At 58.6% G+C, this 22,319-nt stretch carries 22 protein-coding genes and 1 tRNA gene; 16 read left to right on the top strand and 7 right to left on the bottom strand.

Annotated features, from left to right (window positions below; genetic code table 11):
- Nucleotide 1: 1 nt before the first annotated feature.
- From NWQ23_RS06855 to NWQ23_RS06820, 8 genes are read left to right on the top strand one after another with little or no spacing between them, the layout of a single operon-like run.
- Nucleotides 2-850 carry a carbohydrate ABC transporter permease gene (locus NWQ23_RS06855; protein WP_306165512.1) on the top strand — a complete coding sequence of 283 codons (849 nt, stop codon included), beginning with the start codon at nt 2-4 and terminating at the stop codon, nt 848-850.
- Nucleotides 851-856: 6 nt separating this feature from the next.
- A complete protein-coding gene (locus tag NWQ23_RS06850) occupies nt 857-2,941 on the top strand; it encodes an alpha-galactosidase (protein ID WP_306165511.1) in 2,085 nt (694 codons plus the stop codon).
- Entirely contained in the window at nt 2,938-3,696 is a 759-nt protein-coding gene (locus tag NWQ23_RS06845; protein WP_306165510.1) for an SDR family NAD(P)-dependent oxidoreductase, read from the top strand. The genes NWQ23_RS06850 and NWQ23_RS06845 overlap by 4 nt, the downstream gene beginning before the upstream one ends.
- A complete protein-coding gene (locus tag NWQ23_RS06840; RefSeq protein ID WP_306165509.1) occupies nt 3,693-4,598 on the top strand; it encodes a 2-dehydro-3-deoxygalactonokinase in 906 nt (301 codons plus the stop codon). The genes NWQ23_RS06845 and NWQ23_RS06840 overlap by 4 nt, the downstream gene beginning before the upstream one ends.
- 3 nt (nt 4,599-4,601) lie before the next feature.
- Entirely contained in the window at nt 4,602-5,207 is a 606-nt protein-coding gene (locus NWQ23_RS06835; protein WP_306165508.1) for a 2-dehydro-3-deoxy-6-phosphogalactonate aldolase, read from the top strand.
- Complete coding sequence (locus tag NWQ23_RS06830; RefSeq protein ID WP_306165507.1) at nt 5,204-6,037, top strand: SMP-30/gluconolactonase/LRE family protein; 834 nt, start codon at nt 5,204-5,206, stop codon at nt 6,035-6,037. The genes NWQ23_RS06835 and NWQ23_RS06830 overlap by 4 nt, the downstream gene beginning before the upstream one ends.
- A 13-nt stretch (nt 6,038-6,050) precedes the next feature.
- Complete coding sequence (locus NWQ23_RS06825; RefSeq protein WP_306165506.1) at nt 6,051-7,955, top strand: beta-galactosidase; 1,905 nt, start codon at nt 6,051-6,053, stop codon at nt 7,953-7,955.
- Nucleotides 7,952-8,917, top strand: a complete 966-nt coding sequence (locus NWQ23_RS06820; RefSeq protein ID WP_306165505.1) for an aldose epimerase family protein — start codon at nt 7,952-7,954, stop codon at nt 8,915-8,917. The genes NWQ23_RS06825 and NWQ23_RS06820 overlap by 4 nt, the downstream gene beginning before the upstream one ends.
- Here NWQ23_RS06820 and uraH read toward each other — a convergent pair.
- The gene (gene uraH, locus NWQ23_RS06815) at nt 8,914-9,258 is read right to left on the bottom strand and encodes a hydroxyisourate hydrolase (RefSeq protein ID WP_306165504.1); all 345 of its coding nucleotides are present in this window, start codon (nt 9,256-9,258) and stop codon (nt 8,914-8,916) included. The genes NWQ23_RS06820 and uraH overlap by 4 nt on opposite strands.
- Nucleotides 9,259-9,454: 196 nt before the next feature.
- Here uraH and NWQ23_RS06810 point away from each other — a divergent pair, with 196 nt between their 5' ends.
- From NWQ23_RS06810 to NWQ23_RS06790, 5 genes are all read left to right on the top strand, one after another.
- Nucleotides 9,455-10,849, top strand: a complete 1,395-nt coding sequence (locus NWQ23_RS06810; RefSeq protein ID WP_306165503.1) for a cytochrome ubiquinol oxidase subunit I — start codon at nt 9,455-9,457, stop codon at nt 10,847-10,849.
- A gap of 5 nt (nt 10,850-10,854) precedes the next feature.
- Nucleotides 10,855-11,865, top strand: a complete 1,011-nt coding sequence (locus tag NWQ23_RS06805; protein ID WP_306165502.1) for a cytochrome d ubiquinol oxidase subunit II — start codon at nt 10,855-10,857, stop codon at nt 11,863-11,865.
- A gap of 129 nt (nt 11,866-11,994) precedes the next feature.
- Nucleotides 11,995-12,071: transfer RNA gene (locus NWQ23_RS06800), tRNA-Met, on the top strand.
- 321 nt (nt 12,072-12,392) lie between these two features.
- Nucleotides 12,393-12,962 (top strand): GNAT family N-acetyltransferase, encoded by a 570-nt coding sequence (locus NWQ23_RS06795; protein ID WP_306165501.1) that lies wholly within the window; start codon nt 12,393-12,395, stop codon nt 12,960-12,962.
- Nucleotides 12,963-12,990: 28 nt separating this feature from the next.
- Nucleotides 12,991-14,403, top strand: coding sequence for an FAD-binding oxidoreductase (locus NWQ23_RS06790; RefSeq protein WP_306165500.1), 1,413 nt, complete (start codon nt 12,991-12,993; stop codon nt 14,401-14,403).
- A 67-nt stretch (nt 14,404-14,470) separates the two neighbouring features.
- Here NWQ23_RS06790 and hemC read toward each other — a convergent pair whose 3' ends face one another.
- A complete protein-coding gene (hemC, locus tag NWQ23_RS06785) occupies nt 14,471-15,406 on the bottom strand; it encodes a hydroxymethylbilane synthase (RefSeq protein WP_306165499.1) in 936 nt (311 codons plus the stop codon).
- A 94-nt stretch (nt 15,407-15,500) separates the two neighbouring features.
- Between hemC and hemE the strand changes: the two genes are divergently transcribed.
- The gene (hemE, locus tag NWQ23_RS06780; RefSeq protein ID WP_306165498.1) at nt 15,501-16,535 is read left to right on the top strand and encodes a uroporphyrinogen decarboxylase; all 1,035 of its coding nucleotides are present in this window, start codon (nt 15,501-15,503) and stop codon (nt 16,533-16,535) included.
- Here hemE and NWQ23_RS06775 read toward each other — a convergent pair.
- The gene (locus tag NWQ23_RS06775; RefSeq protein ID WP_306165497.1) at nt 16,532-18,007 is read right to left on the bottom strand and encodes an MFS transporter; all 1,476 of its coding nucleotides are present in this window, start codon (nt 18,005-18,007) and stop codon (nt 16,532-16,534) included. The two genes, hemE and NWQ23_RS06775, sit on opposite strands and share 4 nt — an antisense overlap.
- Before the next feature lie 226 nt (nt 18,008-18,233).
- On the opposite strand from NWQ23_RS06775, the gene NWQ23_RS06770 reads away from it, so the two are divergent.
- Entirely contained in the window at nt 18,234-18,620 is a 387-nt protein-coding gene (locus NWQ23_RS06770; protein ID WP_306165496.1) for a hypothetical protein, read from the top strand.
- Nucleotide 18,621: 1 nt separating this feature from the next.
- Here the strand turns inward: NWQ23_RS06770 and hemF are convergent, their stop codons facing one another.
- The gene (gene hemF / locus NWQ23_RS06765; RefSeq protein WP_306165495.1) at nt 18,622-19,500 is read right to left on the bottom strand and encodes an oxygen-dependent coproporphyrinogen oxidase; all 879 of its coding nucleotides are present in this window, start codon (nt 19,498-19,500) and stop codon (nt 18,622-18,624) included.
- A gap of 100 nt (nt 19,501-19,600) precedes the next feature.
- Between hemF and NWQ23_RS06760 the strand changes: the two genes are divergently transcribed.
- The gene (locus NWQ23_RS06760) at nt 19,601-19,987 is read left to right on the top strand and encodes a hypothetical protein (RefSeq protein ID WP_306165494.1); all 387 of its coding nucleotides are present in this window, start codon (nt 19,601-19,603) and stop codon (nt 19,985-19,987) included.
- Here the strand turns inward: NWQ23_RS06760 and NWQ23_RS06755 are convergent, their stop codons facing one another.
- Genes NWQ23_RS06755 through clpS form a run of 3 tightly spaced genes read right to left on the bottom strand, consistent with a single transcriptional unit; the run spans nt 19,988 to nt 22,150 of the window.
- Entirely contained in the window at nt 19,988-20,791 is an 804-nt protein-coding gene (locus tag NWQ23_RS06755; RefSeq protein ID WP_306165493.1) for an SDR family NAD(P)-dependent oxidoreductase, read from the bottom strand.
- A 21-nt stretch (nt 20,792-20,812) separates the two neighbouring features.
- Nucleotides 20,813-21,784, bottom strand: coding sequence for a class I SAM-dependent methyltransferase (locus NWQ23_RS06750; RefSeq protein WP_306165492.1), 972 nt, complete (start codon nt 21,782-21,784; stop codon nt 20,813-20,815).
- A gap of 24 nt (nt 21,785-21,808) precedes the next feature.
- Complete coding sequence (gene clpS / locus NWQ23_RS06745) at nt 21,809-22,150, bottom strand: ATP-dependent Clp protease adapter ClpS (protein ID WP_306165491.1); 342 nt, start codon at nt 22,148-22,150, stop codon at nt 21,809-21,811.
- Nucleotides 22,151-22,319 lie beyond the last annotated feature (169 nt).

Here is a 22,319-nt window from a genome sequence, read left to right as displayed (position 1 = left end):
GATGTTCCCGACCCCTGTCCAGAAATCCTCGCGCGCGGTCCAGATCAGTTATCAGACCCTGCTGCCGTTTGCCTTGATCCTGTGGTTGCTGCCGCTGATCGCGGTGATGATCTTTTCGATCAAGCCCGATGTCGATTTCACCAATGGCAATTATTGGGGGATGCCTTCGTCTTTCGAGTTGTTCAACAACTACGGTCGGGTCTTTTTCGAAAGCGACATGCCGCGCTATCTGCTGAACTCTGTGATGATCACTGTGCCCACCGTGATCGGCACGGTGGCGCTGGCCTGCATGACCGGCTTTGCGCTGGGGGTCTATAAATTCAAAGGCAACCTGCTGATTTTCTTTATGTTCATCGCTGGTAACTTTGTGCCCTTCCAGATCCTGATGGTTCCGGTGCGCGACCTGACCGTAGACATGGGACTCTACAACACCAAGACAGGTCTTGTTCTGTTTCACATCGCCTTCCAGACCGGCTTTGCCACCCTCTTTATGCGCAACTTCATCCGCGCCCTGCCGTTTCCGCTGATCGAGGCCGCCCGCGTCGAAGGCGTCGCCGAATGGCGCATCTTCCTCTATGTCGTTCTGCCCCTGATGAAGCCCGCGATCGCCGCCATGGCCGTGCTGATCTTTACCTTCATCTGGAACGATTATTTCTGGGCGGTGGTCCTGACCCAAGGCCCCGAAAGCCAGCCCGTCACCGCTGGCATCACCAGCTTTAACGCCCAATACCGCGCCGCCTATCACCTGATGAGTGCGGGTTCGATTGTCGCAGCCCTTCCCCCCGTGGCGATGTTTTTTCTGATGCAGAAACACTTCATCGCAGGCCTAACCCTCGGGGCCGTAAAGTAAGATCAGATGAACAGAACTTATCGTATCGATGATGGTCGCCAGACACTTGTCTTGGCGGCCCGCAACGACCGGCTCCCCGAGGTGGTCTATTGGGGCGCATCCCTGCCTGAGGCAGAGGACCTCAACACGCTGCATGCAGCCCATGTGATCGATGTGACAGGCGGGATGCTGGACCAGAACCCCGACCTGTCGTTGTCCCCCGAGGCCAGCCGCAGTTTTCCCGGCCAGCCCGGTCTGATTGTCAGGGATACAGACGGCACACCGTTGCTGCCTAAATTCTGCTTTGAGGATGCTACGCAGACTGCGACCTTCCTTTATCTGTCCTATTGGGACCCGCAAAACCGTCTGGGTCTGAAGTTTGCGTTCCGGTCAGACCCGCAAACCCACGTCATCACCTGTCAGACCGAGTTTGAGGCGGATCGCCCGATGCATCTGCATTGGCTGGCCGCCCCCGTTCTGCCCGCTCCGCAGCAATCGGACGAGATGATTGACGTTTCCGGCCGCTGGTGCGGTGAATTCCAACTGTCACGCACCGCTTGGTCCGCTGGTATGCGCTACCGCGAAAACCGGACCGGGCGCACCGGCCACGAACACTTTCCCGGATTGATCGTGCCTTGCCGGGGGGCCACGAATACCGAGGGCGAGGCTTATGCCTTCCACTACGGCTGGTCGGGTGGCCACCGGATGATCGCCGAAGAATTGCAGGATGGCCGCCGCCAGATCCAATGGGGCCATGCCGCGCGGATGGAAATTGAACCGGCGACACAGTTCAAGACCGCCCCGCTTTATATCGTTTATTCCGACACGGGCCTGAACGGTTGCGCGGTGTCCTTCCAACGCCATCTGCGCGACCGCATTGTGACATGGCCGAAACCCGATGCACCCCGCCCTGTGCATTACAACTGCTGGGAAGCCGTCTATTTCGACCACCGGATCCCCGAGTTGCAAGACATCGCTGATCGGGCTGCGGCCTTGGGGGCGGAACGCTTTGTGCTGGATGACGGCTGGTTCGGCAATCGCGACGACGACACCCGCAGCCTGTCCGACTGGACCGTGGACCCGCGCAAATACCCCGACGGGCTGACGCCGCTGATCAACCATGTGCATCGTCGCGGCATGACATTCGGGATCTGGTTTGAACCAGAGATGATCAACGAGGACAGCGACATTCACCGCGCCCATCCCGATTGGGTCTTGGGCAGCGAGGATCAAACGCTGGGACGTCAGCAAAAGGCGCTGAACATGGCGCTGCCCGAGGTGCGAGAATATCTATACGACCGCATGTCCGCGATCCTGCGCGACAACGAAATCGACTATATCAAATGGGACCACAACCGTGTGCTGCCGATGCCCGATGCATCCCAAACACGCGGGTCTTACGCACTGATCGACCGGCTGCGTGCCGCATTCCCTTTGGTCGAGATCGAAACCTGTGCTTCGGGCGGCGGGCGCATCGACTTCGGTATTCTGGAGCGCACCCAGCGGGTCTGGCTCTCTGACAGCAACGACGCATTGGAACGGCTGCGCATCCAGCATGATGCCGCCCTGTTCTTGCCGCTTTCGGTGACCGGCAGCCATGTGGGCCCAAGGCAATGCCACACCTCTGGACGTACCCTTGATATGAGTTTTCGCGCGTGGGTCGCAGCACAGCGCCATATGGGGTTCGAGATGGACCCGCGCGAATTGAACGAAAGCGAGACGGCCATACTGACGGAAGTGACCCGCTGGTGGAAAGACAACCGTCACTGGATGCAGACTGCCGATATCCTGCGGCTGGACAGCCCCGACCCTGCGGTGATCGCCGAACAGCAACTGGCCCGTGCCAAGGACCGCTTTGTGGTCTTTGCAGGCAAGGCCGCGACAAGTGCGCAAATCGCACCGCGCCCCTTGCGACTGACAGGGCTGGACCCTGCCGCGACCTACCGGATCGTCCTCACCAACCGCAACACATTGCACCATTTGTCGCGCGGCACGACCGCCCTCAAAACCGACGCGCTGGAGCTTTCAGGCGCCTATCTGATGCGCCACGGCGTGACCTTGCCTTGGTCATTCCCGGAACGGATGTGGGTCTTGGAAGGGGCGCGGCTATGAACGCAACCTTTCATGATCTGAACGGCGCGTCGGTGTTTATCACCGGCGGCGGCAACGGGATCGGTGCTGCACTAACGGCAGGTTTTCTGGCGCAGGGGGCCAGGGTCGCCTTTGTCGGGCGTTCCGATGCTACGGCTTTCGCGGACCAGATGGAGGCCGACCACGGCAACCGCCCGCTTTTCATCCAATGCGACATCACCGATACCACCGCCCTTCAGGCGGCGATGGATCAGGCCGTTGCCGCACATGGCCCGCTGAACGTGCTGGTCAACAATGCCGCCAACGACATGCGTTATGACGCGATGCAGATCACAACCGACATCTGGGACCAGATGCAGGACATCAACTTCAAGGCCTATTTCTTTGCCTGCCAAAAGGCCGCCAGCCTGATGGGCCCCAAAGGGTCGATCATCAACTATTCTTCGATCACCTATCTGATGGGGGCCGCAGGTATGGTGCCCTATGTCAGCGCCAACGCTGGCATCATGGGCATGACCCGCGCACTCGCCCGCGAATGGGGCCCCAAAGGCATCCGGGTCAATGCGATCGCACCCGGCTGGGTCTTTACCGAAAAACAGGAAAAGATGTGGGCCACGCCCGATGCCAAGGCGGCCTTTTTGCAGAAACAATGCCTGCAGACCTTTATTCAACCCAAGCATATGGTAGGTGGCACCTTGTTTCTGGCCTCTGATGCTTCGGCAATGATGACGGGGCAGACAATGGTGATTGACGCAGGCGTGGTGGGAACCGGATGACAAGCGGCAGGGTCACAGCAGATTGGATTGCCGTCGATTGGGGCACCAGCAATATGCGTGCATGGGCGATGTCCGCCTCTGGCGATGTGCTGGCCGAAGCCTCATCCGATCAGGGCATGGGCAAACTGGCCCGCGAGGGGTTCGAGCCGGCACTCTTGGCCGTTGCAGGCGCGTGGATCAGCAAGCCCACGACAGTCATTGCCTGCGGCATGGTCGGATCGCGGCAAGGCTGGGTCGAGGCACCCTATGCCGCAGTCCCTTGCCCCACCTTACCCGAAGGGCTTGTGCGCGCGCCGACCCAAGACCCTAACCTGCAAGTCCATGTCATTCCCGGCATCAAGCAGGTGGACCCCGCCGATGTCATGCGCGGCGAAGAAACCCAGATCAGCGGCTTTCTGGCCCGCAACCCACGCTGGGACGGTGTGATTTGCTTGCCTGGCACCCATACCAAATGGGTGCATATCAGTGCGGACGAGGTCGTCAGCTTTCAGACCTTCATGACCGGAGAACTGTTCGACACCATCGCCAAACACACAGTCCTGCGCCATTCGGTGGCAAGTGCAGGCTGGGATGATGCCGCCTTTCTGACCGGTCTGGAGCAGGCGATTGCACGTCCCGAACGGTTGGCGGCGCGTCTGTTTTCGTTGCGCGCCAATGGTCTGTTGCATGATATGGCAGGAACGACGGCGCGTGCACAATTGTCGGGGCTCTTGATCGGGGCGGAACTTGCTGCGGCCAAACCCTATTGGCTGGGCCAGCAAATCGCGGTGATCGGCGACAGCGGATTGGCGAAACTCTACGTCGATGCCCTTGCCACGCAAGCCGCCCCTGCAACCCAAGTGAACGCCAAGGCGATAACGCTTGCGGGCCTCACTACCGCCTACAAGCGTTTGAAAGGATAATATATGGACCGCCCGTTGATCGCCATCCTGCGCGGTGTGACCCCGCCCGAGGCCGCCCCTATCGCTGCCGCCCTGATCGCCGCCGGCATCACCAAGATCGAAGTGCCGCTGAATTCACCCGATCCCTTTGACAGCATCAAGGCGATGGCCGATGCGCACGGACAAGATGCGCTGATCGGCGCAGGCACGGTCTTGTCCACCGATGATGTGGGCCGGGTTGCCAATGCGGGCGGCAAGTTGATCGTCTCGCCCAACTGTGATCAGCGCGTCATCGTCGCCACCAAGACAGCGGGGCTGCAAAGCTGGCCCGGTGTCATGACCCCGACCGAATGTTTCACCGCGCTGAAAGCCGGAGCGGACGGACTGAAGATTTTTCCCGCCAGCCTGATTGGCCCCGAAGGGATCAAGGCGATCCGCGCAGTGCTGCCCAAAGGCACGCTTGTCTATGCCGTCGGCGGTGCTGGCGCGGATAATTTTGCGGAATGGATGGCCGCGACAGCAGACGGATTCGGCATCGGATCAGCACTTTACAAGCCCGGCTTTACCGTGGCGGAGGTCACAGCCCGCGCCCGCGATATGGTCGCGGCCTATGATGAAGCCGCGCAATGATTTACGACGATACCCAATGCGAACTGGGCGAAGGCCCGCTGTGGCATCCGACCCGCAAGGAACTCTTCTGGTTCGATATTCTTGGAAAGCGGCTCCACAGGAAAGGCCAGCTTTGGCAGTTCGAGGACTATGTGAGCGCAGCAGGTTGGCTGGACCAGAACACCCTTTTGATCGCAACCAGCAATGCTTTGCGCCATTTCGACATTACGACAGGCGATCACCAAGTCATTGTGCCGCTAGAGGCGGATAACCCCGTCACCCGTTCGAACGACGGGCGGGCCGATCCGCAGGGCGGGTTCTGGATCGGCACGATGGGTATCAATGCCGAAGTAGGTGCAGGCGCGATTTATCGCTACTACAAAGGCGAATTGCGTCGGCTTTTCGCGCCAATCACCATATCCAATGCGATCTGTTTTGCACCCGATGGGCGGACCGCCTATTTCACCGACACCCCGACCCAAAAGATCATGCGTGTGGCACTGGATGCTCAGGGCTGGCCCGTGGGTGATCCTGTCTTGCATATCGACCTGGCAGGAACCGATTTCCGCCCTGACGGCGCTGTCGTGGATGCCAGTGGCAACCTTTGGAATGCTCAATGGGGCATGGGCCGCGTGGCCGGTTACGACCCTGAGGGGCAGTTCATTGAAAGTTTCAGTTTTGCGGGCCGTCAAACGTCCTGCCCGGCTTTTGGCGGCGATGATTTCAGTACGCTCTTTTGTACCAGTGCGGCGGTCGGCCTCAGTGGTGGGGATCAGGGCAAGACATTTTGCGTCCAAACACGCTACACAGGCCAAGCAGAACATCGCGTGATCCTGTCGCGCAACGATTGAAAGAACCCCCAACATGAAACGCACCCTTGGCGTTTGCTATTACCCCGAACACTGGCCCGAAGATCAATGGGCCAAGGACGCCGCACAGATGGTCGCCACCGGCCTGACATGGGTGCGGATCGGTGAATTCGGCTGGAGCCGGATGGAGGCCGTTCCGGGCGTTCTGACTTGGGACTGGCTCGACCGCGCGATTGCAGTTCTGGGGGACGCGGGGCTCAAGGTCGTGCTGGGCACGCCCACCGCAACCCCGCCACGCTGGATGATCGACAAGCATCCCGACATGCTGGCTGTCGATGCGCAGGGCCATCCGCGCAAATTCGGCTCGCGCAGGCACTATGATTTCAGCCATCTCGCTTACCGAGATGAATGCCGCCGGATCGCGCGCCTGATGGGTGAACGCTATGGGCAGAACCCGCATATCGCGGCATGGCAGATCGACAACGAGTATGACTGCCACGACACCACGCTGAGCTATTCGGACGCTGCCCGCAAAGGTTTTCAGGATTGGCTGGCGCAGAAATACCAATCGCCTGATGCGCTCAACCGCGCATGGGGCAATGTGTTCTGGTCGATGGATTATGACACATTCGACCAGATCGACCTGCCCAATCTGACTGTCACAGAACCCAACCATCCGCATCAACTTGCCTTTCGGCGCTATAGTTCCGATCAGGTCGCGGCCTTCAACAAGGTGCAGGCGGACGAGCTGCGCAAGCATACCACCGCGCCCTTGATCCATAACTATATGGGCCGGATCACAACCTTCGACCATTGGAAGGTCGGCGCTGATCTCGATATCGCATCCTGGGACAGTTACCCTATCGGCTTTCTATCGGATCGACTGGAAGGCACGCCGAAGTTCAAACAAACCTTCCTGCGTCAGGGCCATCCCGACAACCAAGCCTTTCACCACGATCTTTACCGCGCTGTCGGCAAGGGGCGTCTTTGGGTGATGGAACAACAGCCCGGTCCGGTGAACTGGGCGCCCTATAACCCCGCCCCGCTACCCGGCATGGCGCGGCTTTGGGCGTGGGAGGCTTTTGCCCATGGGGCCGAGACCGTCTGCTATTTCCGTTGGCGGCAGGCCCCTTTTGCGCAGGAACAGATGCATGCGGGGCTTTTGCGTCCTGACAGCGCTCCTGCACCGGGTTTGGCCGAGGCCCGTCAGGTCGCGGACGAGATCGAAGGTCTGGGCGAGGTCGGCACCGCCCAAGCCCAAGCCGCGCTGGTCTTTGACTACGAAAGCGCCTGGGCCTGGGATGTCCAGCCACAGGGCGCAGATTTCGAGATGTTCCGTCTGGCTTTCGCCGCTTACCGCGCGTTGCGGCGGGCGGGGCTGAATATCGATATTCTGCCCCCCGACACGGCAGACCTTTCTGCCTACAAGCTTGTGCTCGCACCCGGCCTGATGACCCTTTCGGACCCTCTGCGCGCGGCATTGGCGCGCTTTGACGGTATCGCCCTGATCGGGCCACGGACCGATACCAAAACCGATGAGCTGGCCATTCCGAACCCGTTGGGTCCGCATCTGCCCGATACGGATGTGACCATCGCGCTGACCGAAAGCATGCCGCCCAACGACAAGATCAAACTGCAAGGCGGTGGCCGCTTTGTGCATTGGTTCGAGCATCTGGAAGGCACGGCCCCCGTCCACCTGAGCACGAAGGCCGGACAGCCTGCCATCATGGGCGGCGATAGCCTGCGCTATCTTGCGGGCTGGCCGGATGATGCGACATTCGACAGCATCATCGGGGGCTTGTGTGATGTGCTGGACCTGCCCAGCTACCGCCTGCCCGAAGGGTTGCGCCTGCGCGACACGGCCACGCATCGTTTCATCTTTAACTATGCCCCGAAACCACAAAAGTGGAATGGCACCGTCATCCCTGCGGCGGGCGTCTATTGGGAGCCACTGGCATGACGCATTTCGGCACCACGAAAGGCGGCAAAGACATCGACTGCGTTACTCTGTCCGCAGGTGATATTGCAGTCAAAATCCTGACCTTGGGGGCCATCGTACAGGACGTCCGGCTTGCAGGTGTCGCATACGGTCTGGCCTTGGGGTCAGACAAGGTGGCGGACTATGAAGCGGGGATGAAGTACTTCGGTGCCATCGTCGGCCCAATCGCGAACCGGATCAGCAATTCCCGCGTGCGGCTTGACGGTATGATGTACGAACTTGAGCGCAATGAAAAAGGGCGCACCCACCTGCATTCGGGCGCTGAAGGCAGTCACGCGCAAATCTGGACGATCGTCGCACAAACACAAAGCAGCGTCACGCTGACGCTGACGATGCCTGACGGCATGGCTGGCCTGCCTGGCCACCGCCAGATCAGCGTGACCTATCAAGTGACTGCACCAGCGACCTTGACCCTAGAGATCAGCGGCACGACCGACGCCACAACCGTGATGAACTTTGCCAGTCACATCTATTGGAACCTTGACGGGACGCCGACTTGGGAAGGGCACAGCCTGCGCTTGGCCGCCGACCACTATACTCCTGTAGATGAGACAGTCTGTCCGACCGGAGAGGTCGCCAATGTGACGGGCACGCCGATGGATTTCCGGCAAGAGCGTGCCATGAAAATCGGGGACCCTGCCCTTGATCACAACTTTTGCCTGTCAGATGCGCCGACGGCGCTGCGCGATGTCTTGTGGCTCAGGGGGCAGTCAGGCGTGTCAATGTCCATGGCCACGACCGAACCCGGCGTTCAAGTCCATGACGCCAGCGGTTCAGGCAGACCGGGCCGTGGCTTTTATGAAGGGGTGGTGATCGAGCCGCAAAGATGGCCCGATGCGCCCAACAACCCCCATTTCCCATCCATCCGTGTTCTGCCGGATGCGACCTATCATCAAACGACACGCTGGACGTTTGAAGCCTAGCTGCCCCGATAGGTCGAATAGCTGAAAGGCGAGACCAAAAGCGGGACGTGATAGTGTGCGCTGGCGTCATTGATGCCAAACCGCAAGGGGATCTCATCGAGAAAGCTGGGCGTTTCCGCGCGGCCAAAGTAGGCACCTGCCTGAAAGACCAGTTCGTAGCGGCCAACGGCAAAATCCGTCGCGGGCAGGATCGGGCTGTTCGTCCGCCCGTCTGCATTTGTGACCATACCAACGATGTGGGTACGGGCGACGCCCTCCAGCCTGTAAAGGTCGATCTGCATGCCAGCGGCGGGCACACCTGACCCCGTATCCAAGACATGTGTGGTCAGAAACCCGCTCATCGTATCGCCCTTTAATTTTTTCTTCGCAAACATTCCGGAAATTGCGCCTGATGTCACGCAGGTTTTCGATCATGTCGTGTGACTGACAGTTTGCCTGAACGACCGCGCTTTGCTGTCGCACCCCCCATGACCATTGCTGCAATGCGGCTATATGAGCATCATAGCGAAATTAGTGCCCGGAAAGGCAGTTTATATCATGGAATTGGAAACTCTCCTCCTCTCGCGGATCCAGTTTGCTGCGAATATTTCATTCCACATCCTGTTCCCAACGATCACCATCGCCTTGGGCTGGGTCCTTTTGTTCTTCAAACTGCGTTACAACCGCACGGGCGAAGAACGGTGGATGGAAGCCTATCGGTTCTGGGTCAAGATTTTCGCGCTATCCTTTGCGATGGGCGTTGTCTCTGGGATTACCATGTCGTTCCAGTTCGGGACCAACTGGCCTGGCTTTATGGAGACGGTGGGTAATATCGCAGGGCCGCTTCTGGCCTACGAGATCATGACAGCCTTCTTCCTCGAGGCCGTATTCCTTGGAATCATGCTCTTTGGCTTCAGCCGCGTGCCGAACTGGGTGCATACGATGGCGACGTTTCTTGTCGCCTTTGGCACGATGATGTCGGCCTTCTGGATCATTGTCCTGAACTCGTGGATGCACACGCCCCAAGGGTTCGAAATGATCGACGGTGTGGCCTATGCCACAGATTGGTCAGCGATCATCTTTAACCCGTCCATGCCATACCGCTTTGCGCATATGGTTCTGGCCAGCTTCTTGACGGTCAGCTTCCTGATTGCGGGGGTCAGCGCATTCCGCTGGTTGATCGGAGGACGCACCGAAGGGGTACGGGTCGCTTTGCGGACTGCGGTCTTCGCGGCTGCGGTGCTCATCCCTGTGCAAATCGTTCTGGGGGATATGCACGGTCTGAATACAAAGGAATATCAGCCCGCGAAAGTCGCCGCCATGGAAGGACATTGGGAAACCAGCGGCAATGTGCCCCTGATCCTTTTTGCGCTGCCTGACGACGAGGCCCGTGAGAACCGCTTTGAGATCGGGATTCCGAACCTGGCCTCTTTCATCCTGACCCATACATGGGATGGCGAGATCAAAGGGCTGAACGAATTTGTGACCGAAGACGGGGAAGTCTTGCACCCCCGCGTTGCTCCTGTTTTCTGGTCCTTCCGCGTGATGGTGGGAACTGGCCTGTTGATGCTGCTGATCAGTTGGACCGCGTCCTATATGATCCTGCGCCGCAAGCGTGGGGTCGAGGGACTACCCAAGCCGATGCTTTATGCGCTGGTAGGCATGAGCTTTAGCGGCTGGCTGGCGACACTTGCCGGCTGGTACACCACCGAAATCGGGCGTCAGCCTTGGCTGGTACAAGGTGTGATGACCACCAAACAAGCCGTGGCCGATGTGCCCGCACCAATGGTGTTGTCGACCCTGATCGCGTACCTTGTGGTCTATGCGCTATTGCTCGGGGCCTATATCTACGTGATCTTCTATCTGGCGCGCAAGGTATCCCGCGGCGAAGAGATCGGAACTCGGATCGCACCCACACCGAATGCCGGCCCCAAGGCCGTACCGGCGGAGTAACAGTCATGAACTATTTTGGTGATCCGACAATCTGGCTGCCATTCGTCTTTGCCGGATTGATGGGGGTGTCGATCCTGATCTACGTCGTGTTGGACGGGTTTGATCTGGGTGTAGGTGTGCTGTTTCCCTTCGCTGATGATGAAGAAAAAGACCGGATGATTGCATCGATCGGCCCGTTCTGGGACGCCAACGAAACCTGGCTGGTGCTGGCGGTGGGTCTGCTGCTTGTGGCCTTTCCTTCGGCGCATGGGGCGATCCTGACCGCCCTTTATCTGCCCGTTGCGATCATGCTGATCGGCTTGATCCTGCGCGGTGTCGCCTTTGAATTTCGGGCCAAGGCCCCTGCGCCGCATAAACACCTTTGGAACAATGCGTTCTTTGCGGGCTCTCTGATGACCTCGCTGAGCCAAGGGTTCATGCTGGGCATGTATGTGATGGGCCTGGAATGGACCTTGGCCCATGCCGCCTTCGGTATGCTGACAGCAGTGTTCCTGACGGTCGGCTATAGCTTTATCGGGGCCACATGGGTGATCCATAAAACAGACGAGGGGCTTCAGCGCAAAGCGGTCGATTGGGCCAAAGGCGGAATCTGGGGGCTGGTTCTGGGGATTGGGGCGATTTCACTGGCCACACCCTTCGTCAGCACGCGCATCTTTGACAAATGGTTCAGCTGGCCAGAGGCGCTTTATCTTTCACCGTTGCCGATTTTGTCGGCATTGCTGGTGTTTTGGCTCTGGTCGATGCTGCGCAAGATGCCATTTGCAGGCGACAAACGGTCCTGGCTCCCCTTTGCTGCCGCCACGGCATTGTGGGTGATGGCATTCGCCGGGATGGCCTATAGCTTCTACCCCTTTGTCGTGCCGGATCAGATTACGATCTATGAAGCCGCGAGTGCCCCGGAAAGCCTGTTTATTATCCTGATCGGGACATGCATCGTCCTACCGACAATCATGGCCTATACGGTCCTTTCCTATACCATTTTCCGCGGGAAAGCGACGGAACTGCGCTACGATTAGGGGTTGGTGGGTCAAGACCCACCTGACGCAATGAACCGGTGCCGCAAGTAAGGTGGGGTTTAACCCACCTTACCCCCAGAAACGGTTTGACACCCCTGCCCCCATTGCGTAATCGGACGGTCGTGGTGAGGCGCGGTAGCTCAGTTGGTTAGAGCGAACGACTCATAATCGTTAGGTCGGGAGTTCAAATCTCCCCCACGCCACCACCATTACCCCGTAACGCCAGTCAGATGGTCTTTCTAAAGTCGATAGCCCGACTGACGGGCGTTTGCTGCGCAAGCCACCCTGAGTACGGGAGTTCAAATCTCCCCCACGCCACCACCATTACCCCGTAACGCCAGTCAGATGGTCTTTCTAAAGTCGATAGCCCGACTGACGGGCGTTTGCTGCGCAAGCCACCCTGAGTACGGGAGTTCAAATCTCCCCCACGCCACCACCATTACCCCAGACAACTTGATGAGTTGTCCAAGCTGATAGCCCGCAATTTGTGCTTTTGACTTACCTTCGCGGATGCAAAGATTATTCCCATGTCTGATATCTTTTCCAGTTTTGTCATCACAACGTCGCGCCTTCGGCTGGTCCCATTCGCGCCTGAGCACGCGATGGCCTTGAACGCCATCGACACTGAACCTGCCGTGATGCGGTTCCTTGCCTACACGGTACCGCCAACCATCGCAGAAACAAACGCCGCAATAGAGCGGACTCGTCTGGCGTGGGAAACGCGCGGCTATAGCTGGTGGAGCATCATCGAACAGGCGACCGGGAAGATCGTCGGTTCTACTTGTGTACAGCACGTCGCACGCGATCCTTCAAACGAGATCGAAATTGCATGGCGCCTTGCTACGGCATCGACAGGCAAAGGCTACGCAACCGAGGCAGGCAAGGCTGCCGCGCGCTTTGCGTTTGATGCTGTCGGCATCGATCATGTCATTGCGATGGCACTTCCCGAAAACACAGCATCGCTGCGCGTCATGCAACGCATCGGCATGCAGTATCGGGGGATCGAAACACACTACGATCATAGTTGCACCACCTACGTTCTGCATGGGGGTGATCTGGCCTCATCACATCTTCCACCCGAACTTCTTTCCCGCTAGCGTGCGCGCAAAGACCAAGGAGGGAACCATGTCTGTGCTCGACCAAATCGCCGCTGCGATCGGCGCAGACCGCATCCTGACTGGCAAAGACGCAGCGCCCTACGGGACAGACTGGACCGGAGCCTATACATCGACGCCGCTCGCGGTTTTGCGTCCAGCAAATACTGCCGAAGTCTCTGCCATCCTCAAGATCGCCAATGCGACCGGAACACCCGTTGTTCCAGCCTCCGGGCGCACAGGGCTGACCGGCGCAACCCTTGCCCAAGATGCTTTGATGCTCTCGGTCGAACGGCTCAATACGATCTCCGAAATCAACGTCGCGGGCCGGACGGCAACCGTCGGCGCAGGTGTGATCCTGTCGCATCTTCACGACGCCGCAGCCGCGCACGATCTGATTTTCCCGCTCACCCTCGGGGCGCGGGGGTCGGCGATGATCGGCGGGCTCTTGTCCACCAATGCGGGCGGCTCCAATGTCGTGCGTTATGGCAGCACGCGCGGGCTCTGTCTCGGGCTTGAGGTTGTGATGGCCGACGGTCGGATCATGAACCTGATGAGCGCGCTGCATAAAGACAACTCCGGCCTTGATCTGCGCAACCTGGTCATCGGGGCAGAGGGCACGCTGGGGATTATCACGGCTGCTGTTCTCAAACTGCGCCCTAAGCCGCGCGCCTATGCGACCGCCATGGTCGCTGTCGCCACCCTCGATGACGCTCTCAAACTGCTCTACCAGCTACAAGCCGAAACCGGCGAGGGCGTTGAAGCTTTCGAGTATATGCCACGCAGCTATATCGAAAAGCACCGCGCCCTGTTTCCGGATGCGCCTGCACCGTTCGAAACGGACTATGACATCAACATAATGATCGAAGTCGCAGCCACCATGGCCCGTGATGCGCTGCCCAATGCCGACGGCAGCCTGCCCGTTGTCAGCACGTTGGAAAACATATTGGGCCAGATGCTCGAGGCCGGCACGGTCTTGGATGCCGTGATCGCACAGAACGAAACCCAGCGGCGCGCGATCTGGAAACGGCGTGAAGATGCGGGCGAAGTGGCCTTCTTCGGGGGTATTTTCGTCAATACGGATGTGGCCCTGCCCTTGGACAAGATCGCCACTTTTGAAAGGCTACTCACGCCACGTATCAAGGCGATTGATCCTGACGCGAGCGAGGTGATCGTCGCCCACCTTGGGGACGGCAATATTCACCACACCAGCTATGTCAGCCGCAATGACCCCGCCGTGATGCATGCCTTGGTCGAAGCGGTCGAAGACGTCGTGCAGGAATTGGGTGGGTCGTTTAGCGCCGAACACGGGATCGGGGTATCGAAGCTTGATACCATGAAGCGGCGCAAGGACCCTGTCGCGCTGGATGCAATGCGCGCGATCAAGGCCGCCCTTGATCCCAACGGCATCCTCAATCCGGGCAAGGTGATTCCGGATCGGTGAGGACACAAGAAAATTCGCCGAATTTTCTTGTGATGAAAAAAGGAATTTCGCGAAATTCCTTTGCGCCTCAAAAGAAGTCGGGGCCAGCTTGCTGTAACAGCTTCAGCGCCATCGCACGGCCCATCTCTGCGCCATCTTCGATCGCACCGCTCATATCGTCCGCGTAGACCTCGGTGCCATCGGTGCGCAGGATTTCTCCACGCAGCCGGAGGGTACCGCCATCCAACTCAGCCAAACCGCCGATAGGCGTTTCGCAGGACCCATCCAGATGCGCGAGGAATGTCCGCTCTGCGGCCAGGCGCTGCCCTGTCGGGCCGTCATGGATGGCCGCCAGCATTTCGGCCGCTCGGCCATCATCGCCGCGCCGCTCGATCCCGATTGCTCCTTGGGCGACAGCGGGCAGCATGTCCTCTGTCGGTACCGCCGTGCGTGGCACATCGGTCATATTCAGGCGGTTCAGCCCGGCCATCGCCAGAAAAGTCGCCTCCGCCACGCCATCACCCAGCTTTTTCAGGCGGGTCTGCACATTGCCACGGAATTCCACAATGTTCAGGTCAGGGCGCTTGGCCAACAATTGCGACCGACGCCGCAGCGATGATGTGCCCACGGTCGCCCCTTTCGCCAGATCATCCAGCCCTTTGGCGTGCAGCGAGACAAATGCGTCACGCACATCTTCGCGCGGCAGATAGGTATCCAGCAACAGCCCGCCAGGTTGTTCCACCGGCATATCCTTCATCGAATGTACCGCGATATCGATGGACCCGTCCAGCAGCGCCTCTTCGATCTCACGTGTGAACAGGCCCTTCCCGCCGATCTCTTTGAGCGGGCGGTCCTGAATCGCGTCGCCCATCACTTTGATGATGCAGATCGCGAAAGCGTCTTCCGGCAGATCAAAGGCCGCCATCAGGCGCGACCGCGTCTCATGCGCCTGCGCCAAAGCAAGCGGTGAACCACGGGTTCCGATGTTGAAGGGCGAGGCGGGTGTGGGCAATTTCAGTGTCATGTTTGGATTGTTAGACGTGTCAACCTAGCCTGACAACTCCCTTGACAACATCTTCTGCAATTGGGACCACAGGGAAGACGAAAAAGGACATCTCATGGCGCAGCAAAAAACCATCCTCCGGGCCCTCGCGGGCGAAACTCTTCCCACGCCTCCGATCTGGATGATGCGCCAAGCGGGGCGCTATCTGCCTGAATATAAGGCCACGCGCGCACAGGCCGGTGACTTTTTATCGCTTTGCTATAACCCCGAACTGGCCGCCGAGGTCACGCTGCAACCAATCCGCCGCTACGGCTTTGATGCGGCGATTCTTTTTGCCGATATCCTGCTTTTGCCGCAAGCTCTGGGCGCGGACCTGTGGTTTGTGACCGGCGAAGGGCCACGCCTTTCGACGATCACAACTGCGGATGAACTGGCAAAGCTGCTCCCGACCGAGGCGATTCATGACACGTTGAACCCGGTTTATGAGACCGTGAAAATCCTGTCGCGCGAACTGCCCAAGGAAACCACGCTGATCGGCTTTGCGGGCGCACCATGGACCGTCGCCACCTATATGATTGCAGGCCAAGGCACGCCGGATCAAGGGCCCGCGCATGCGCTGAAAGCCGAGAACAAACCCGTGTTCGAAGGGATCATCGACCGGTTGACCGAAGGGACGATCGCCTATTTGTCCAAGCAGATCGAAGCAGGTGCCGAATGCGTCAAGCTGTTCGATAGCTGGGCAGGCTCGCTCGAAGGGGATGACTTTACCAACTATTCGATCAAACCGATGCAGCGAATCACGGCTGCACTCAAAGAAAAACACCCCGGTATTCCGGTTATCGCCTTCCCGCGTGGCGCAGGGACGAAATATGCTGGCGTCCATGCGGCGACCGGTGCGGATTGCGTGGCTGTCGATGATGGTGTTGATGCGGCTTGGGTGGCAAAGCACGTCCAGATCGACGGCTGCGTTCAGGGCAACCTGAAATCAAGTCATATGGTGACGGGGGGCGAGACACTGGTCAACGAAACCCGCCGCATCTGCGATGCTCTCTCGGGCGGCCCCCATATTTTCAATCTGGGCCACGGCATCACGCCCGATGCGGACCCCGCAAACGTGCAACTGATGATTGACACGGTGCGCGGCGGCTAGCGGGCCGCTGTCTCGGGCTTTGGCAGGAACCACACAAGACAGGCCAGTGCCGCAAATGCCGCTGCCGGATAGGCTGTCCCCAAAGTGAATGCACGGACGTAGGCATCATGTGCCACCGAGCTGGCCTGTTGTTCGACGCCCAAGAGCCTTGAAAAGAAAATCTGCCCGACAATCGCCACACCAAGCGCACCGCCAACTTGCTGAAAGGCCTGAAGCGCACCCGAAGCAGAGCCGGAGTCCGCACCCTTAACAGAGGCAAGTACGGTATTGAACAGCGGCGAAATGGCCGTCCCCAGTCCAATGCCGCAGACAAGCAGTGACGGGATGAAATACCAGCTGACCAGCGTATCGCCCAACGACCCGACCACGAACCAGAGTGACATCATGCCAAGTGACAGCATCCCCGCACCGGCAGTGATCCGCTGCCGCAGCAGCCGATTGCCCAGCCGTCCGGCCATGGCCGATGCGATCAGGACACCGACGGAAAAAGGGAGTGTTGTCAAACCCGACTGGAGTGGCGTCAGCCCAAACCCGTTTTGAAGAAATAACGCCATGATCAGAAAGAATCCGGGAATACCGGAAAACAGGATCGCAGTCAGAAACACACCGAGCACATAACTACGATTGGACAGCAACTCGGCCGGCAGCAATTGCGGCGCGCTCGCAGCCGCTTGCCTGCGCTGCCAAAGTACGAACAGCCAAGCCGCAGGGGCTGCGGAGACCATCATCGCAAAGGTCCAAAGCGGCCAGCCAAGTTGCCGTCCTTCGATCAGTGGGAAAATCACCAGCAAGAGCGCCAGTCCGGCCAAGCCAACCCCGATCAGATCAATTCCCATGCCTTCACGCCGTGGCACCTTTGGCAGAAAGCGCATCGCCAGAAAAAGCGCGCCCAGCCCGACCGGGATATTGACCAGAAAAATCGGACGCCAGCCCAAGCCCCAGATATCGGCCCCGATGAGCACGCCACCCAAAAGTGGCCCCGCGACCGAGGCAAGGCCTGCCGAAAGGCCAAACAAAGCGAAGGCGGCGCCACGTTCCTCGGGCGGGAACAACGCGGGCACCAGCGCCAGCGTCTGCGGGATCATCATCGCGCCGCCAATCCCCTGCACAATCCGCGACCCCACCAGCGCATTGATGCTTGGGGCCAGCCCGCACAGCGCGGATCCGACCGTAAAAATTGTAACACCGATCATGAAGACACGTCTGCGCCCCAAGATATCGCCCGACCGACCGCCGGGCAGTAAGCACAGGGCAAAGACCAGAATATAGACAGCAACCACCCATTCGATCTGCGAGGGGGTTGCGTCAAATGCTGCCTCCATGCTTGGCAGGGCGACATTGACGATCGTGACATCCATCAGGTTCATAAAGCTCGCAACCAGAAGAACTGCCATCGCGATCCAGCGTTCCTTGGGTCCTGCAAAAGCAGACGCGTCTGTGACGCTCGGGACAGTCGATGGTTCTGCGGTCATGAGATTTGCCTTTGTCAGCGGCGACAATTAGCCACGCATTACCAAATAGCATGACTGGGTACATGACCAACCCCCCGAGCGCAAATACGCGAGAAACCTTTCAAAGGTGAGTAAGGCCGCCTGAACAGTGCCGAAGATAAGACATTGCCTCTTGTTCATGACAGCGCAGACGTTCAACATTGGCTGCATTGATGCGATATCTGCATCAAAAGCATCGAGGCGCGTCATGCAAATGCCGTTCACATTGCGTTTGATCTACCACTCGTTCCGCGCGATTGTCCGTGCGGGGTTTGTGTTGATGCTGGCTTGGATCATCTTTATTCCAGCCAATGCCAACGAAGTCACAGCACTGGGCGCGCGGGAAGGCACACAATACCCTGAAGGATTGCGGATCATGCGCACTGCCCGCGTTGTCGTCGCCGTCGCGCCACAGCGCGCCTATGACCTGATTGCCACCATGATTGGCCCCAACATGTCGCCTGTGCTGGTGCAGATCGGCATCAACCAGTTGGCGGCGGGTTATGTCCCGCCGACATCGTCGCAAGAACCGATCGCCCCTGAATTCGAGACATCGCGCGACATCGAAGGGCCGCGCTTTATCCAGGTCGACTAGATCAGACCCATTTCGCCAAAGGCGGCAGGCTCATCAGGACAGCATTTGCGTCATGACCTGTGGTCAGACCGAATTTTGTTCCCCGATCATAGACCAGATTATATTCCGCATAGAGGCCGCGGTGGATAAGTTGGGTGTCCTTGTCCGCATCGGTCCACTCTGTGTTGCGGCGCTTCTCGATCAGCGGCACATAGGCGGGCAGGAAGGCGCGCCCGATGTCCTGCGTCAGGGCCAGATCAGCCTCCCAGTCGCCGGTGCAATAGTCATCCATGAAGATACCGCCGACGCCGCGGGCGCGGTTGCGGTGTGGAATATAGAAATACTCGTCCGCCCAAGCCTTCAGCTTGGGATAGTGATCCGCGCCATGTGGATCAAGATGGGCCTTCTGTGTCGCATGAAAATGCGCTGTGTCTTCTTCGTATTCAATGCAGGGGTTCAGGTCAGACCCGCCGCCGAACCACCATGCATGCGGGGTCCAGAACATGCGGGTGTTCATGTGCACAGCGGGGGCATGCGGGTTTTGCATGTGGGCCACCAAAGAAATACCCGAAGCCCAAAAACGCGGATCATCCGCCATCCCCGGCACGCCGCGCGCAGCCATCGCCTTTTGGGCTGCCGCACCCAATTCGCCATATACCGTCGAGATATTTACGCCCACTTTTTCAAAGACGCGACCACCGCGCATCACGGACATCAGACCACCGCCTGCGTCGGTCCCGTCATCAGAGTGTCGCGTCGTTTCTGTCACTTCAAAGCGGCCTGCTGGCGCATCACTTTCCTGGCTGTCTTCCAACCCTTCAAATGCGGCTACGATTTCGTCGCGCAGTGTGCGAAACCATCCTGATGCTTTGTTCTTTTCGGCCTCAAACTCGTCTGACATGAGTGACCCTTGTCCCCTGCTATTGTATATCGTTCTGTGTTAGTCTTTTTTCACAATACCGATCACACACCGATGATCCAGATCAAAACCGGAGAGAGCCATGCGCCGCGCCTTCATCATTCTTCCTCTTGTGGCCCTCGCCGCCTGTGCAACGCCACGCGAGCAATGCATCAGCAACGCCACGCGGAACACACAGGTGCTCAGCAGTCTGATCGCAGAAACGCGGGGCAATCTCGCACGGGGCTTTGCATTGGAGGAACGGCAGGATGTGCGCACTGTGACCCGCACCTGTCGTCGGACCAACGAGGACGGATCGACTTTCACCTATCCTTGCAACGACACTCAGACGTTTACGACAAGAGTGCCTGTGGCGATTGATCTGAATGTAGAACAGGCCAAGCTGACTTCGCTTGAAGAGCGTTTCGCGCAAAGCCAGGCGGCCTCCAATCAGGCCGTTGCGCAGTGCATCGCGGTTTATCCTGAATAATTAATGCGCCGAGACAGCGGCGGGATCGATCAAAGTCCGGCCACCATCAACGGTGATGATCTGCCCCGTAACAAAGGCCGACGCATCGGAGGCAAGATACTGCACGGCATCCGATACTTCGCCCGCGCTTGCGATCCGGTGCAAGGGAGTGCTTTCAACAATCGCTTCGCGGATGGTGTCGTGATCTTTCAGCGAACCTTTCAGGCTGGCGCTCATGACACTGCCAAAAGCCACGGCATTGACGCGGATTCCATGTGGGGCCAGTGACACGGCAAGCGAACGGGTCATCTGGTCCAAAGCCGCCGAGCTGACAGAATAGGCCAGCAAATCCGGATGGGTGCGACGGGCGGCAATCGAACTGATGTTTACAATCGCACCAACCGGACCATTTGCACCGTTATCAGCCTGCTTGATCATCTTGCGCGCCACCGCTTGACTGACCCGCAGCGCGGTAAGCGTGTTCTGTTGCAAAAGCTCTTCGACCGAATTGTCATCGGGGTCCAGAGGATCTGTCAACATGACCTGACGAGAAGCGTTGACCAAGATATCAATCCGCTCGAAGGCATCAATCGTCGCGGATAGCAGATTAGCTATCGTCAGCTTCTTGCGCAGATCACCGGCAAAAATCCGGATATTCTCTTCGCCCTCCGCATCCTCCCCGACCTCGTGGTTCAACGCCTTTTCGTCCATATCGGCAAAGACGACATTCGCGCCCATTTCGACAAAATGGCGGCCAATCGCAAGGCCAACACCGTTTGCGGCCCCCGTGACAATCGCAGTCTTGCCGGCGATGGAAAATGACATGATGGCTCTCCCTTGACCCGATCAGCGCATGGGGCGGTTGGCGTGGAATATCTTGAATGCACCATTGCCGCCAATCATGTCCACATTGCGGAAACACTCCGTCAAAGTGGATTCATACGGCAAATGACGGTTCGCAACCATCCAAAGCTTGCCATGCGGCGCCAGCAAGCGGGCGGCAGCTTGGATAAAAGTGCGGCCAAGGCTGGGATCAGATGCGCGACCCGCATGGAAGGGCGGGTTCATGACGATACCGTCGTATCCGCCTGCACCCTCGAAACGGGTGGCATCCGCCCAATGAAAGATGACGCGTGGATCGGTTACATTCAGCTTGGCACAGGCAAGAGAAAGCGCCTCGGCCTCGATCAGGTCCAGAGACTTCACGCCGTCACGCGCCAGCACCGGTGCTGCTAGATAGCCCCAGCCCGCCCCCAAATCAGCCATGCGCGCAGGCAGTTTGGCGGGCAGCGCTTCGGCCAGCAGAGCCGAGCCTGCATCAATAGCGCCATCCGAAAACACACCGGCGGTCGTAAAGAACCCATGGGGCCCTTTGGCGGGTGGCGGTGCGGCCCAATCCGCAAAAGCGTCTGTCGCGGCAAACCAGAAAATGCGGCCATGTCCCTTGGTGATAGACGGCAGCGTGTCCAGTTTGGCGCGACACGCCTTGAAGAGGCTATCCACGCCGTCTGTCTTTTGGCCATCCACAACGACCAGATCGGCGTGCGCGCAAGCATCGGCGACCATCGCGCGCGCCAGCGCTTTGGCGCGGGGCACCACAACCACTGCCACGGAAACCACCCCAAGGTCTTGTGTGACGGGGTACCCAGCTGATTGCCATGCAGCCACATCGGGATAAAAACCGTGGACGATTTGCACTGTATCGCGCGGCAGGGCCGCAACATCATAGGTGTCGGACGGGCGCATCAGGGCAATCTTGCCCGCAGGCAGGACCAAAAGGCCGTCTTCAATGGCGGTGCTTAGGCGGGACTGGGACATATTCGGGCGAACAACGGCGGACCGCTATTCTTTCTCCATCGTGCATTGCAGCGGGTGCTGGTGACGTTGGGCAAAATCCATGACCTGTGCCACCTTCGTCTCTGCGATCTCGTGGCTGAAGACGCCGACAACCGCGACGCCTTTCTTATGGACGGTCAGCATAAGCTCGAACGCTTGAGCATGCGATAGACCAAAAAAGCGTTCGAGGACATGTACCACGAATTCCATAGGCGTAAAATCATCGTTCAGGATCAACACCTTATACATTGGCGGGCGTTTTGTCTTTGGCTTGGTCTGAAGCACGACGCCGACATCATTGTCGTCACCGTCCTTCTTGTCTGCCATCATGTAAAACTTTGCCAGCATTGATCCGCCTTGGTTGGTTGGCGTTATATATAAGGCACACAGTGCACATGAAAACCCCATCCTTTTCACAATGCATTTTCCGTGAAGAGCAACAGAAAATCATTGATCTTGCGGTTTCAACTACGTTCCTTACTACATATGGACAAACTGCGTGATGATCAGCACAAAA

It is taken from the genome of Yoonia sp. (genome assembly GCF_030731595.1).
Lineage (GTDB): Bacteria > Pseudomonadota > Alphaproteobacteria > Rhodobacterales > Rhodobacteraceae > Yoonia.
This window is presented reverse-complemented; position numbering and strand designations above follow the sequence as displayed.

Coding starts and splice junctions, on each gene's coding strand:
- NWQ23_RS06855 (WP_306165512.1), top strand. CDS start 2: ATGTTCCCGACCCCTGTCCAGAAATCCTCGCGCGCGGTCCAGATCAGT.
- NWQ23_RS06850 (WP_306165511.1), top strand. CDS start 857: ATGAACAGAACTTATCGTATCGATGATGGTCGCCAGACACTTGTCTTG.
- NWQ23_RS06845 (WP_306165510.1), top strand. CDS start 2,938: ATGAACGCAACCTTTCATGATCTGAACGGCGCGTCGGTGTTTATCACC.
- NWQ23_RS06840 (WP_306165509.1), top strand. CDS start 3,693: ATGACAAGCGGCAGGGTCACAGCAGATTGGATTGCCGTCGATTGGGGC.
- NWQ23_RS06835 (WP_306165508.1), top strand. CDS start 4,602: ATGGACCGCCCGTTGATCGCCATCCTGCGCGGTGTGACCCCGCCCGAG.
- NWQ23_RS06830 (WP_306165507.1), top strand. CDS start 5,204: ATGATTTACGACGATACCCAATGCGAACTGGGCGAAGGCCCGCTGTGG.
- NWQ23_RS06825 (WP_306165506.1), top strand. CDS start 6,051: ATGAAACGCACCCTTGGCGTTTGCTATTACCCCGAACACTGGCCCGAA.
- NWQ23_RS06820 (WP_306165505.1), top strand. CDS start 7,952: ATGACGCATTTCGGCACCACGAAAGGCGGCAAAGACATCGACTGCGTT.
- uraH (WP_306165504.1), bottom strand. CDS start 9,258: ATGAGCGGGTTTCTGACCACACATGTCTTGGATACGGGGTCAGGTGTG.
- NWQ23_RS06810 (WP_306165503.1), top strand. CDS start 9,455: ATGGAATTGGAAACTCTCCTCCTCTCGCGGATCCAGTTTGCTGCGAAT.
- NWQ23_RS06805 (WP_306165502.1), top strand. CDS start 10,855: ATGAACTATTTTGGTGATCCGACAATCTGGCTGCCATTCGTCTTTGCC.
- NWQ23_RS06795 (WP_306165501.1), top strand. CDS start 12,393: ATGTCTGATATCTTTTCCAGTTTTGTCATCACAACGTCGCGCCTTCGG.
- NWQ23_RS06790 (WP_306165500.1), top strand. CDS start 12,991: ATGTCTGTGCTCGACCAAATCGCCGCTGCGATCGGCGCAGACCGCATC.
- hemC (WP_306165499.1), bottom strand. CDS start 15,406: ATGACACTGAAATTGCCCACACCCGCCTCGCCCTTCAACATCGGAACC.
- hemE (WP_306165498.1), top strand. CDS start 15,501: ATGGCGCAGCAAAAAACCATCCTCCGGGCCCTCGCGGGCGAAACTCTT.
- NWQ23_RS06775 (WP_306165497.1), bottom strand. CDS start 18,007: ATGACCGCAGAACCATCGACTGTCCCGAGCGTCACAGACGCGTCTGCT.
- NWQ23_RS06770 (WP_306165496.1), top strand. CDS start 18,234: ATGCAAATGCCGTTCACATTGCGTTTGATCTACCACTCGTTCCGCGCG.
- hemF (WP_306165495.1), bottom strand. CDS start 19,500: ATGTCAGACGAGTTTGAGGCCGAAAAGAACAAAGCATCAGGATGGTTT.
- NWQ23_RS06760 (WP_306165494.1), top strand. CDS start 19,601: ATGCGCCGCGCCTTCATCATTCTTCCTCTTGTGGCCCTCGCCGCCTGT.
- NWQ23_RS06755 (WP_306165493.1), bottom strand. CDS start 20,791: ATGTCATTTTCCATCGCCGGCAAGACTGCGATTGTCACGGGGGCCGCA.
- NWQ23_RS06750 (WP_306165492.1), bottom strand. CDS start 21,784: ATGTCCCAGTCCCGCCTAAGCACCGCCATTGAAGACGGCCTTTTGGTC.
- clpS (WP_306165491.1), bottom strand. CDS start 22,150: ATGCTGGCAAAGTTTTACATGATGGCAGACAAGAAGGACGGTGACGAC.